Origin of the sequence: Microvirga soli (assembly GCF_016734765.1) — a bacterium.
Taxonomy (GTDB): domain Bacteria; phylum Pseudomonadota; class Alphaproteobacteria; order Rhizobiales; family Beijerinckiaceae; genus Microvirga; species Microvirga soli.
In genome coordinates this window covers 85,483-97,376 of record NZ_JAERQE010000009.1, presented here as the reverse complement: position 1 = coordinate 97,376, position 11,894 = coordinate 85,483, and the positions used below count along the sequence as shown (strand labels likewise).

Annotated in this window: 12 protein-coding genes; 10 read left to right on the top strand and 2 right to left on the bottom strand. The window is 64.2% G+C overall.

Annotated elements, in window-relative coordinates:
* Positions 1–53 precede the first annotated feature (53 nt).
* Both JKL45_RS10625 and JKL45_RS10620 read left to right on the top strand, forming a co-directional pair.
* On the top strand, positions 54–278 hold the full coding sequence (locus JKL45_RS10625) for a putative signal transducing protein (RefSeq protein WP_201861106.1): 225 nt from the start codon (positions 54–56) through the stop codon (positions 276–278).
* Positions 271–1,011, top strand: coding sequence for a tRNA1(Val) (adenine(37)-N6)-methyltransferase (locus JKL45_RS10620; protein WP_201861105.1), 741 nt, complete (start codon positions 271–273; stop codon positions 1,009–1,011). Before JKL45_RS10625 ends, JKL45_RS10620 begins: the two co-directional genes overlap by 8 nt.
* A gap of 31 nt (positions 1,012–1,042) precedes the next feature.
* Here the strand turns inward: JKL45_RS10620 and JKL45_RS10615 are convergent, their stop codons facing one another.
* Complete coding sequence (locus tag JKL45_RS10615; RefSeq protein WP_201861104.1) at positions 1,043–1,390, bottom strand: hypothetical protein; 348 nt, start codon at positions 1,388–1,390, stop codon at positions 1,043–1,045.
* Positions 1,391–1,537: 147 nt separating this feature from the next.
* Between JKL45_RS10615 and JKL45_RS10610 the strand changes: the two genes are divergently transcribed.
* The 7 genes from JKL45_RS10610 to JKL45_RS10580 all read left to right on the top strand — a co-directional run bounded on the left by JKL45_RS10610 (position 1,538) and on the right by JKL45_RS10580 (position 10,151).
* On the top strand, positions 1,538–2,422 hold the full coding sequence (locus JKL45_RS10610; RefSeq protein ID WP_246498461.1) for a S49 family peptidase: 885 nt from the start codon (positions 1,538–1,540) through the stop codon (positions 2,420–2,422).
* Positions 2,423–2,552: 130 nt separating this feature from the next.
* Entirely contained in the window at positions 2,553–3,494 is a 942-nt protein-coding gene (locus JKL45_RS10605; RefSeq protein WP_201861103.1) for a glycine--tRNA ligase subunit alpha, read from the top strand.
* Positions 3,495–3,541: 47 nt separating this feature from the next.
* The gene (gene glyS / locus JKL45_RS10600; protein WP_201861102.1) at positions 3,542–5,812 is read left to right on the top strand and encodes a glycine--tRNA ligase subunit beta; all 2,271 of its coding nucleotides are present in this window, start codon (positions 3,542–3,544) and stop codon (positions 5,810–5,812) included.
* Between the two features lie 149 nt (positions 5,813–5,961).
* Positions 5,962–6,600, top strand: coding sequence for a L,D-transpeptidase (locus JKL45_RS10595; RefSeq protein ID WP_201861169.1), 639 nt, complete (start codon positions 5,962–5,964; stop codon positions 6,598–6,600).
* A gap of 220 nt (positions 6,601–6,820) precedes the next feature.
* Entirely contained in the window at positions 6,821–9,499 is a 2,679-nt protein-coding gene (ppdK, locus tag JKL45_RS10590; RefSeq protein WP_201861101.1) for a pyruvate, phosphate dikinase, read from the top strand.
* On the top strand, positions 9,496–9,774 hold the full coding sequence (locus tag JKL45_RS10585; protein WP_201861100.1) for a hypothetical protein: 279 nt from the start codon (positions 9,496–9,498) through the stop codon (positions 9,772–9,774). Before ppdK ends, JKL45_RS10585 begins: the two co-directional genes overlap by 4 nt.
* 20 nt (positions 9,775–9,794) lie before the next feature.
* The gene (locus JKL45_RS10580; RefSeq protein WP_201861099.1) at positions 9,795–10,151 is read left to right on the top strand and encodes a GFA family protein; all 357 of its coding nucleotides are present in this window, start codon (positions 9,795–9,797) and stop codon (positions 10,149–10,151) included.
* A 270-nt stretch (positions 10,152–10,421) separates the two neighbouring features.
* On the opposite strand, the gene JKL45_RS10575 is transcribed toward JKL45_RS10580, so the two are convergent.
* Complete coding sequence (locus JKL45_RS10575; RefSeq protein ID WP_201861098.1) at positions 10,422–10,823, bottom strand: hypothetical protein; 402 nt, start codon at positions 10,821–10,823, stop codon at positions 10,422–10,424.
* A gap of 202 nt (positions 10,824–11,025) precedes the next feature.
* Between JKL45_RS10575 and JKL45_RS10570 the strand changes: the two genes are divergently transcribed.
* A complete protein-coding gene (locus JKL45_RS10570; protein ID WP_246498468.1) occupies positions 11,026–11,793 on the top strand; it encodes an MmyB family transcriptional regulator in 768 nt (255 codons plus the stop codon).
* The last annotated feature ends 101 nt before the right edge of the window (positions 11,794–11,894 follow it).

Here is an 11,894-nt window from a genome sequence, read left to right as displayed (position 1 = left end):
ACTTTCCATGCTGCAATGCAAACGCTTACCGCAGGGGAAAGGGTCTCAGGCCGATGGTCGAAATCGTCCGCACCAACGATGTCGTTCTGGTGGGCTTCCTACAATCCCTCTTGGAAAACGCCAATATCCCAGTTCTCGTCGCAGACTCGCATATGGGCGCTCTGGAGGTCATGAACATCCTATTCCCCCGACGAATCTTGGTGCCTGACGACCATGCAAATCAGGCTCGCCGCCTGATACGCGATGCAGGGCTTGGAGCCGAGCTGCGGGATGCCTGACATCACGCAGGATTTACTGCTTGGCGGGCGCGTGCGTCTGGCACAGATGGCCAAGGGTCACCGGGCCGGCACCGATGCTGTTCTGCTCGCCGCCTCGGCTCCCATAAAGCCCGGCGATGTAGTCGTGGATGTAGGCGCCGCCACCGGGGTGGTGGGGCTGATGGCAGCGGCCCGGGAGCCGGCAGGGCGCTTCGTCTTCGTGGAACAGGATCCCGGTCTCGCCGAGCTCTGCCGCCGGAACTGCCAGGACAACGATGTTCAGGGAGAGATCGTTGTCGCCGATGTGCTGGACAAGGACTCACGTCAGGCTGCCGGTCTCATGCCGGAGAGCGCAGACCTTGTCCTGACCAATCCACCCTTTCTGGAGGAAGGGCAGGCTCGCATCTCTCCCGACCGGGGGCGGGCGGCGGCTCATGCCCTACCGGTGGGCGGGCTGGAGGCCTGGCTGAAGGCCTGCACGGGGCTGCTCAAGCCCAAGGGGCGGCTGGTGCTGATTCATCGGGCCGACCGAGTGGCCGAGTGCCTCGCGCTTTCAGGGAGGTGGCTTGGAGGGATTGAGCTTCGCTTCGTGCATCCAGTTGCCGAGAAGCCCGCGATCCGCTTCCTGCTCTCCGGGATCAAGGGCAGCCGGGCTCCTCTGGCCATCCTGCCGCCTGTGATCCTGAATGGCCCCGAGGGGCGCTTCACGCCGGAGGCCGAGGCGCTGCACCGGGGCGAGTCGGCTCTTCTATGAAAAAGGGCGCCTTTCGGCGCCCTTTGCGGATTTACCAGCGGTAGCCGGGTCTGCGAACCGTGCGGCAGACTTCTACCGGACGACGCACCCAGCCGTAACTCGTCCGGACCTGTCGCCGCTCGACCCAGCAACGGCGAGCCGTACGAACCGGGCGATAGACCGGCGCAGGACGGTAACCCCGATAAGGGCGGTACGCGCGGTAGGGGGTCCCGACCTGAACGCTGATCACCGGACGCGGACGCACATAGCGGCGCTCGACCACGGGACGATAGCCATAGCCGTAGTCCCGATAGTAGGGCTGGGCCTCCACCGGTTGCGCCGAGACTGCGCCGAGCCCAAGGGTTGCAAGGCCAAGAAGGCCGAACATCAGCTTACGCATATTTTTCTCCTCACCTCTGCCCGGCACAGGGGCAGGGCTGTTCTTCATGATGAGATTTCTAGCCCATCTTAGCTGAACGGATGCCAACGAATTCCCTAACGGGATGTTCATCTTGGGAAGCCGGGCCGTGCACCCTACATAGACGCCATGGCTCAATCATCTCTCCTCTCCATGCTCTCCGCACGCCTGCAATTCCTCCTTCCGGCCAAATACCGCACCGCTTCCAGCCCCGTCGTGCCGGTGGTGCGCCTGTCTGGTCCCATCGGGGCCGTGATGCCCCTGCGAACCGGGCTCGCCATGTCGAGCGTGGCGCCCCTGCTGGAGCGGGCCTTCTCGGTACCGGGCGCGAAGGCCGTGGCCCTCGTGATCAACTCGCCGGGCGGCTCGGCGGCGCAATCCCACCTGATCTTCCGGCGCATCCGCAGCCTCTCGGAGGAGAAGAAGCTTCCCGTCATCGCCTTCGTGGAGGATGCAGCGGCCTCCGGCGGCTACATGATCGCCTGCGCGGCCGACGAGATCTATGCCGATCCGGCCTCCATCGTGGGCTCCATCGGGGTGGTCTCCGCGAGCTTCGGCTTCCATGAACTGATCGAGCGCCTCGGCATCGAGCGGCGGGTGCACACCGCCGGCAAGAGCAAGGCCATGCTCGACCCGTTCCGGCCCGAGAACCCGGACGACGTGATCCGCCTCAAGGGCCTCCAGGTGAAGATCCACGACGTCTTCGTCGATCTCGTGCGCTCCCGCCGGGGCGAAAAGCTCAACGATTCCTATGACGACCTCTTCTCCGGCGCCTTCTGGGTCGGGGCCGAGGCGGTCGATCTCGGCCTCGTCGACGGGCTCGGCGACATCCGCTCCATCATGCGCCAGCGCTTCGGCGACAAGGTGCGGTTCCGCATGATCGAGCCCGCCCGCCGGCCGCTGCTGGGGCGCCTGCTGGGCCGCCGCGCGGTCGGCGACATCAGCCTCATTGACCCGGGTGAGGTCGCCGGCGTGTTGGAGGAGAGGGCTGCATGGGCGCGACTGGGGCTGTAAATCCTCCGCCGTCATTCCGGGTTCCGCTACGCGGCCCCGGAATGACGGCGGATATGCCCCAACGCTTGACTTGAAGCGCCCATCATCCCAAGGGTTCGCCTGAATTTTTTGGATAAAACCGGACGCTGACATGACGAGCGAACCCGCGCATATGAACCCTGCGCGCTCTTTCCAGGGCCTGATCCTTACGCTCCAGCGCTACTGGGCCGAACAGGGCTGCGTGATCCTCCAGCCCTACGACATGGAAATGGGGGCCGGTACCTTCCACCCGGCCACAACCTTAAGGGCTCTTGGTCCCAAGTCGTGGCGCGCGGCCTATGTGCAGCCCTCCCGGCGTCCCAAGGATGGTCGCTATGGCGAGAACCCTAACCGGGCCCAGCACTATTACCAGTTCCAGGTCATCCTGAAGCCGAACCCGCCGAACCTGCAGGAGCTTTATCTCGGTTCGCTCAAGGCCATCGGCATCGACACGTCCCTTCACGATATCCGCTTCGTCGAAGACGATTGGGAGAGCCCGACGCTCGGTGCCTGGGGGCTGGGCTGGGAATGCTGGTGCGACGGCATGGAAGTGTCACAGTTCACCTACTTCCAGCAGGTGGCGGGCTTCGAGTGCTCGCCGGTGGCGGGCGAGTTGACCTACGGGCTCGAGCGCCTCGCCATGTATCTGCAGGGCGTCGAGTCCATGTACGACCTCAACTTCAACGGGCTCGATGGCGTCGAAAAGGTGACCTATGGCGACATCTTCCTGCAGGCCGAGCAGGAATATTCCCGCCACAACTTCGAGCATGCTGATACCGAGATGCTGTTCCGGCACTTCCGCGATGCGGAAGCCGCCTGCCGCAAGTATCTGGAAGCCGGTGAGCCGAAGCCTGATGCCAACGACCAGCGCCACCTGATGGCCCTGCCGGCCTATGACCAGTGCATCAAGGCCAGCCACATGTTCAACCTGCTCGACGCCCGCGGCGTGATCTCCGTCACCGAGCGCCAGAGCTACATCCTGCGCGTCCGAGAACTGGCGAAAGCCTGCGGCGCCGCATGGCTGAAGACCGAGGGCGGAGGCGTGGCGGCTTGACCGCTGCATCCTCCCATCTCCCTCTTCTCTGATCAAAAAGTTCTCCCATGCCCGATCTCCTCCTCGAACTCTTTTCCGAAGAAATTCCGGCCCGCATGCAGCGTCGTGCGGCGGAGGATCTGAAGAAGCTTGTCACCGATGCGCTCGTGGAGCGCGGCTTCCTCTATGAGGGCGCCAAGGCTTTTGCCACGCCGCGGCGGCTGGCGCTGCATGTGGCGGGTCTGCCCATGAAGGGGCAGGACGTGCGCGAGGAGCGCAAAGGTCCGCGCGTCGGCTCGCCCGATGCGGCTATTCAGGGCTTCCTGAAGGGGGCGGGGCTCGCTTCCATCGAGCAGGCGAAGATCGAGAGCGATCCGAAGAAGGGCGAATTCTACGTCGCCATCATCGAGAAGCCAGGCCGCTCGACGCCGGACGTGCTGGCGGAGATTCTGCCCGGCATCGTGAAAAACTTCCCCTGGCCGAAATCCATGCGCTGGGGCGCGGCTTCGCGCGAGCCCGGCTCGCTCCGCTGGGTGCGCCCGCTCCATTCCATCGTCTGCACCTTCGGCCCCGAGACCGAGGACCCGGAGGTGGTGCGCTTCGATGTGGACGGGATCGGCTCGGGCGACGTCACGAAAGGACATCGCTTCCTCGCGCCGGACGAGATCCGCGTGAAGCGCTTCGACGATTACGCGCCGGCGCTAGAGCGGGCCAAGGTCGTGATCGACACCGACCGCCGCAAGGACATGATCCTGCACGACGCCAAGGACCTCGCCTTCGCGCAGGGGCTTGAGCTTGTCGAGGATGAAGGCCTTTTGGAAGAGGTGGCTGGCCTCGTGGAATGGCCTGTGGTGCTGATGGGCTCCTTTGATGAGGCGTTCCTCGACATTCCCCCGGAGGTGATCCGCACCACGATCCGCGCCAACCAGAAATGCTTCGTGCTGCGCGATCCCGCGACCGGCAAGCTCGCTAACAAGTTCCTGCTCACCTCGAACCTCATCGCCAGCGATGGCGGCAAGACGATTGTGGGCGGCAACGAGCGCGTGGTGCGCGCGCGTCTCTCCGACGCCAACTTCTTCTGGAAGACCGACCAGCAGGTGAAGCTGGAAGACCGGCTGGAGAAGCTGAAATCAATCGTATTCCACGAGAAGCTCGGCACGCAGTACAAGCGCGTGGAGCGCATCGCGGCGCTCGCCAAGGAAGTCGCTCCCATCGTCGGCGCCGATCCTGAACTCGCGGAGCGCGCAGCCCGTCTCGCCAAGGCGGATCTCGTTACCGAGATGGTCGGCGAGTTTCCCGAGCTGCAGGGCCTCATGGGCCGCTACTACGCGACGCTGCAGGGCGAGCATGCGTCCGTCGCAGCCGCCATCGAGGAGCATTACAAGCCCCTCGGCCCCTCCGACCGCGTGCCGACCGATCCCGCGTCTGTAGCCGTGGCGCTCGCCGACAAGATCGACACCCTCGTGGGCTTCTGGGCCATCGACGAAAAGCCGACGGGATCAAAGGATCCTTATGCGCTCCGTCGCGCAGCGTTAGGCGTGATCAGACTGGTACTAGAAAACAATCTACGTATTGGTCTGCAGCAAGTTCTCGCTCAAGGAATGGCATCGGTCTCAGGCAAAGTGATGATGAATCGAATCATCCAAACTGCCGAAATGCGGCTCCAGTTCGAAGATGCACTGGAGGAGGCTGGTTCTGAAATCAGTAAAATCGCGGCAGTTGTTGAGCGATATTCAGAACTCAAGTCGACTGACGAGAAAGGTGCCATTCGGAACCAAGTGACTAACGAGTTGAGGACGAACCTTCAGGATCTCCTCTCCTTCTTCGCTGACCGCCTAAAGGTTTATCTCCGTGACCAAGGTGCGCGTCACGATCTCATCGATGCCGTGTTCGCCCTCGAAGGTCAGGACGATCTGCTCATGATCGTCCGCCGCGTGGACGCGCTCGGCAGCTTCCTCGACACGGAGGACGGTAGGAACCTGCTCGCCGGTTATCGCCGCGCGGCCAACATCCTGCGCATCGAGGAAAAGAAGGACGGGCGGGACTATAACGAGGCGCCCGATCTCCAGATCGTCAACGACCAGGGGCTGATCGAGGAGAAGGCGCTCGCCGTGGTGCTCCACCAAGCCCGCGAGGAGGCCGCCGCTGCAATCGAGGCGGAGGACTTTGAAGGTGCCATGCGCGCCCTGTCCCGCCTGCGCCAACCCGTGGACGCGTTCTTCGACAAGGTAACCGTCAATGCTGAGGATCCGGCGCTTCGGGCGAACCGCCTGCGGCTCCTCAACAGCATCCGCGAGGCGACCCGCACGGTGGCGGACTTCTCCCGGATCGAGGGGTAACTAGGGCCTGATAAACCGCGAGGGTTGCGCCACGCGCATGGGGCAGCCCTCACAGGTTAATTCAGGTTAAGGTGTTGCCTGAGGGGCACAGCCAAGGCCGGCCTCAGGCCCTAGGTAGGCGGCAACCGTTTCAATTCAGAAGACCGATGATGATGATTCGACGCCTCCTGATCGCCGCTCTCCTGAGCGCGCCCCTGGCTGCCTGCCAGACCGCCCAACAGCCTTTCGCCACGATGGATGACGACAACTGGTATGTCGGCTCGATTCCGGATCAGCCGCACAACATCCCGCTGGTCGACCGCCGCAAGATGGACGCGAAATACGCCCGCCAGACGGTGGAGTATAAGGGCTCCGAGAAGCCGGGCTCCATCGTGGTCGATATCGACGAGCGCATGCTCTATCTCGTCCAGCCCGAGGGCAAGGCGATCCGTTACGGCGTCGGCGTGGGCAAGCAGGGCTTCTCCTGGCGCGGCGTCGCCTCGGTGGGCCGCAAGGGCGTGTGGCCTGCCTGGTCGCCCACCAAGACCATGGTCGGCATCAAGCCGGACCTCCCGCGCCACATGGAAGCCGGCCTCGACAACCCGCTCGGCGCCCGCGCCCTCTACCTGCACCAGAACGGCGCCGACACCCTGTTCCGCATCCACGGCACCAACGAGCCCTGGTCCATCGGCGAGCAGGTCTCCTCCGGCTGCGTGCGCATGCTGAACGAAGACGTCGCCGATCTTTACGAGCGCGTGCCCGTCGGCACCACGGTCTACGTGAAGCGCAACGGACGGTACCGGGTCTGAACCTGAGCTCATGAGAGATTACGAAAGGCCGGGCATGTCCCGGCCTTTTTTGTTTGATCTCTTCATAATAGTCGGGAGGGGCAGTCCCCAAGGCTACCCTAAGGGCTACCCTTCTGAAATTTCCCGGAACCGTGGCTGTTCAGCTTGCGTTTGGGCTCCACATGTTTCAAGCCAACACCTGCGCGGCAGCAGGGCGTTTCTTAAGCCAAGGGATCGAGTGATGACGCAGTGGGTCTATACCTTCGGGGATGGCAAGGCCGAAGGCCAGGCTGGGATGAAGAACCTGCTGGGTGGCAAGGGCGCCAATCTGGCCGAAATGTCCAACCTCGGCCTGCCGGTGCCGCCGGGCTTCACCATCACGACGGAAGTCTGCACCTATTACTACGACCATGGCAGCAGTTATCCGCAGGAGCTGAAAGCTCAGGTCGAGAAGGCCCTGGATTATGTCGGCAAGCTCACGGGCCGCACCTTCGGCGATGCCGCGAACCCGCTCCTGGTCTCCGTCCGCTCCGGCGCCCGGGCCTCCATGCCCGGCATGATGGACACGGTGCTCAACCTCGGCCTCAACGACGTGACTGTCGAGGCCCTGGCCAAGGGTGCGGGCGACGAGCGCTTCGCCTACGACTCGTACCGCCGCTTCATCACCATGTATTCCAATGTGGTGCTGGACATCGAGCACCATCACTTCGAGGAGATCCTCGACGAGTACAAGGACCGCAAGGGCTACACGCTCGACACGGACATGACCGCCCAGGACTGGAAGGGCATTCTCCCGCGCTACAAGGCGCTGGTCGAGAAGGAACTCGGAAAGCCCTTCCCGCAGGAGCCGCAGGAGCAGCTCTGGGGCGCCATCGGGGCCGTGTTCGGCTCCTGGATGAACAACCGCGCCATCAAGTACCGCGAGCTGCATGCCATCCCGGCGAGCTGGGGCACGGCCGTGAACGTGCAGGCCATGGTGTTCGGCAACATGGGTGAGACCTCGGCCACCGGCGTCGCCTTCACCCGCAATCCCTCCACCGGCGAGAGCGAGCTCTATGGCGAGTTCCTCATCAATGCCCAAGGTGAGGACGTGGTGGCGGGCATCCGCACCCCGCAGGACATCACCGAGAAGGCACGCGTCGCATCGGGCTCCGACAAGCCGTCCATGGAACGCGCCATGCCGGACGCCTACAACGAGCTGGTGCGCATCTACGGCATTCTGGAAAAGCACTACCGTGACATGCAGGACATGGAATTTACGGTGGAGACCGGCAAGCTCTGGATGCTCCAGACCCGCAACGGCAAGCGCACGGCAAAAGCCGCGCTCCGCATCGCCGTGGAGCTGGCGAGCGAGGGCCTGATCACGCAGGAAGAAGCCGTCACTCGCGTGGAGCCGGCGGCTCTCGACCAACTGCTGCATCCCACCATCGACCCCAAGGCCGAGCGCAAGATCCTGGCCACGGGCCTGCCGGCCTCGCCGGGCGCAGCCTCAGGCACGATCGTGTTCAATTCGGACGATGCGGAAGCCGCCAAGAAGGCCGGCCACAAGGTCATCCTGGTGCGCGTCGAGACCTCGCCTGAAGACATCCACGGCATGCATGCGGCCGAGGGCATTCTGACTACCCGTGGCGGCATGACCTCGCACGCGGCGGTGGTCGCCCGCGGCATGGGCAAGCCCTGCGTGTCGGGCGCGGGCCAGATCCGCGTGGACTATGCCACCCAGACGCTGACGGTGGCGGGGCAGGCCTTGAAGAAGGGCGAGACCATCACCATCGACGGCTCCAACGGCCAGGTGCTGCTGGGCCAGGTGGAGATGCTGCAGCCGGAGCTGTCGGGCGAGTTCGCGACCCTGATGGGCTGGGCCGACAAGGTGCGCCGCATGAAGGTGCGTGCCAATGCGGAAACGCCGCTCGATGCCAAGACCGCGCGCTCGTTTGGGGCGGAAGGCATCGGCCTCTGCCGCACGGAGCACATGTTCTTCGAGGTCGACCGCATCGTTGCCGTGCGCGAGATGATCCTCTCCGACGACGAGGCGGGCCGTCGCGCGGCGCTCTCCAAGCTGCTGCCCATGCAGCGCAAGGACTTTGCCGAGCTGTTCTCGATCATGAGCGGACTGCCGGTCACGATCCGCCTGCTCGATCCGCCGCTGCACGAGTTCCTGCCGCATTCGGAAGAAGAGATGCAGGAAGTAGCGAAGTCCATGAACGCGCCCATCGACAAGCTCAGGCACCGGGCGCGCGAACTTCACGAGTTCAACCCGATGCTGGGCTTCCGCGGCTGCCGCCTTGCGGTGGCGTATCCCGAGATCGCCGAGATGCAGGCGCGCGCCATCTTCGAGGCGGCGGTGGAAGCCGGCAAAACGACCGGTCAGCCCGTGGTGCCCGAGATCATGGTGCCGCTCGTGATGACGAAGCCGGAGCTCGATCTGGTGAAGGAGCGCATCGTCGCCATGGCGGAAGCCGTGAAGCATGAGAGCGGCGTCGCCATCGAGTATCAGGTCGGCACAATGATCGAGCTGCCCCGCGCGGCCCTTCTGGCCGGCGAGATCGCGAAATCGGCGGAGTTCTTCTCCTTCGGGACCAACGATCTCACGCAGACCACGCTCGGTATCTCGCGCGATGACGCAGCCTCGTTCCTGGGGCCTTACACCCAGAAGGGCCTGCTGCCGGCCGACCCGTTCGTCACTATCGATCAGGAAGGCGTCGGCGAGCTGGTGAAGCTCGCCGTGGAGCGCGGAAAGAAGACGCGGGCCGACATCAAGCTCGGAATCTGCGGCGAGCATGGCGGCGATCCGGCATCGATCCATTTCTGCGAAGCGACGGGCCTCGACTACGTGTCCTGCTCGCCGTACCGGGTGCCGATCGCGCGGTTGGCCGCTGCGCAGGCGGCGCTCGGGGCTAAAGCTGCGAGTCAAGCGTGAAACTGATGGCACTGTCGCGCGGGCGCCTGCTCTACATCATCACGGTGCTGATCTCCGGCATCGTGATCGGCCTCATCGTGGCGCCGCGGCCGCACCTGCAGGAACTGGCCGTGCCGCCGGCTGCATGGCCTTTCGCCGTGTCGCTGCTGCTCGATCTCATCATCGGTCAGATGGCCGCGCAGGGCAGGGCGGAGCCGCTCACCATGGGCGACCGTTTCGTGGCTGTTCTCGGCGCAGGTCTGATCGTCACGGCAATGGTGGCGATGGCGCAATAACAACGCAGAGGAGGAGAAGAATGGCGCTTCACAAGGGCTCATGCCATTGCGGCAAGGTTGCGTACGAGGTCGAGACGGATCTCGCGCAGGTGATCGAGTGCAACTGCTCGATCTGCCGGCGCCACGGCTATCTTTTGACCTTCGTGCCGCGCAGCGCGCTGAACGTGATCCGCGGCGAGGAGGACCTTGCCACCTACACGTTCAACACGCACACGATCGAGCACCGCTTCTGCTCCACCTGCGGCACGTCGACCTTCGGCGAAGGCAAACAGCCGACCGGCGAAGCGACGGCCGCGATCAACGTGCGCTGCCTGGAGACGGTGGAGTTGTCGGACATCACGACCATCCCGTTCAACGGGCGGGATGCGAGGGGGTAGTTCACGCAGTCATCTCGGACGAAGCGCAGCGGAGATCCGGGATCGTCGGACGAGTGTGGCGCCGGAAGCTCAACACTGTCATCCCCGCGAAGGCGGGGATCCATAACCACGCCTCAGGAAAATGAGAACCGCGTCGCACCTCGTTCTGCATCGTCAGTGTTTATGGATCCCGGGCTCCGCTGCGCGGCCCCGGGATGACAGTGCCAGACTGGAGTAGACGATCCCGGATCGGCTGACGCCGTCCGGGATGACGAGTCCGGCGATTAGCATTTACGCCACGACTTCCGTCGACCGCCGAAGCCCCACATACTGGAACTCCGCATACATCAGCACCACGAGCGCTTGCCCGATCACGAAGGCATAGCCCGCGCTTGTCGGCGCAACCCAGCCGCTCACCAGAAGCAGAACGCTGTCGGCCACCCAGAGCGCATTGCCCAGCACCACCGCCCAGGCGACGGGCTTGCTGATCGTCTCGCGCACCCCGAGCCAGCCGATGAAGCCCGCATAGGGTAGGAGAACGAGGCCTGCGATGCGCAGGAGCGTCTCCGGCAGCCCGAGCACGCCGCTCAAAGGCCCGGCGCCGATCAGCATCAGGAGACCGAAGGCGGCGCTTGTGGCGGCATCGGCCACGAGTGCCTGGCGAAGAAGCGGGGAGGAGTGGATATTCATCATGGCTGTCTCCTGTGGTTCATCGGCTGAAGGCTCAACCGTGATGACAGGATCGTGGAAGCTGGGAACGCGGTCGATTACCTCCGAGGTCATGGAAGATGCATTCGTCTCGCGCTAAGGTCTGCTCATGAGAACCGCGAGCCAACCCGTGAACAGCCCCCCGCCTGTGGGCGATTATCTCCGTGAATGGCGCCAGCGCCGGCGCATGAGCCAGATGGACTTGGCGCTCGAAGCCGAGATCTCCACGCGGCACCTGAGCTTTCTCGAGACGGGCCGCTCGCAGCCGAGCCGCGAGATGGTGCTGCTGCTCGCCGAAAAGCTCGACATGCCCCTGCGGGAGCGCAACATCATGCTGGTCTCGGCGGGCTTTGCGCCGGTTTATTCGGAACGTTCCCTCGATGATCCGGCCCTAGCGAGCATGCGTCAGGCGGTCGATCTCGTCCTGAAAGGGCACGATCCCTATCCGGCGCTCGCGGTCGACCGGCACTGGTCGCTTGTCTCGGCCAACGATGCGCTCGTGTCGCTGATCGGCGATGTGGATCCGGCCCTGATGAAGCCGCCGGTGAACGTGCTGCGCCTGAGCGTTCATCCGGCGGGGCTCGCGCGCCGCATCGTGAACTTCACCGAATGGCGCAGCCATCTCGTGCACCGTCTGCACCAGCAGGTCGATGCGACCGGCGATGGAACGCTCGCCGCTCTGATCGAGGAGCTGCGCTCCTATCCGACGCCCGATGCGGCTGCGCGCGCTCCCAAGGCAAGCCACGATTACGCCGGCATCGTCGTGCCCCTGCAGCTCACCACGGAGGAGGGTGTGCTGACCCTCTTCAGTACCACGACGATCTTCGGCACGCCGGTGGACGTAACCCTGTCGGAGCTCGCCATCGAGGCCTTCTTCCCCGCCGATGCGGACACCGCGACCGCCTTGCGGCATCTGGCCGAGAAGCGTCAGGCTGCCGCAGTCGCTGCCCGATAGAGCAAACCCGCCTTAACCACCCATCAACCTTAACCCGCGATAACTTTAATCCATCGGAGCCCTCCTGCTGGATGCTTCGGATGTTCACGAGTTTTTTGCAG

Coding starts and splice junctions, on each gene's coding strand:
- JKL45_RS10625 (WP_201861106.1), top strand. CDS start 54: ATGGTCGAAATCGTCCGCACCAACGATGTCGTTCTGGTGGGCTTCCTA.
- JKL45_RS10620 (WP_201861105.1), top strand. CDS start 271: ATGCCTGACATCACGCAGGATTTACTGCTTGGCGGGCGCGTGCGTCTG.
- JKL45_RS10615 (WP_201861104.1), bottom strand. CDS start 1,390: ATGCGTAAGCTGATGTTCGGCCTTCTTGGCCTTGCAACCCTTGGGCTC.
- JKL45_RS10610 (WP_246498461.1), top strand. CDS start 1,538: ATGGCTCAATCATCTCTCCTCTCCATGCTCTCCGCACGCCTGCAATTC.
- JKL45_RS10605 (WP_201861103.1), top strand. CDS start 2,553: ATGACGAGCGAACCCGCGCATATGAACCCTGCGCGCTCTTTCCAGGGC.
- glyS (WP_201861102.1), top strand. CDS start 3,542: ATGCCCGATCTCCTCCTCGAACTCTTTTCCGAAGAAATTCCGGCCCGC.
- JKL45_RS10595 (WP_201861169.1), top strand. CDS start 5,962: ATGATGATTCGACGCCTCCTGATCGCCGCTCTCCTGAGCGCGCCCCTG.
- ppdK (WP_201861101.1), top strand. CDS start 6,821: ATGACGCAGTGGGTCTATACCTTCGGGGATGGCAAGGCCGAAGGCCAG.
- JKL45_RS10580 (WP_201861099.1), top strand. CDS start 9,795: ATGGCGCTTCACAAGGGCTCATGCCATTGCGGCAAGGTTGCGTACGAG.
- JKL45_RS10575 (WP_201861098.1), bottom strand. CDS start 10,823: ATGATGAATATCCACTCCTCCCCGCTTCTTCGCCAGGCACTCGTGGCC.
- JKL45_RS10570 (WP_246498468.1), top strand. CDS start 11,026: ATGAGCCAGATGGACTTGGCGCTCGAAGCCGAGATCTCCACGCGGCAC.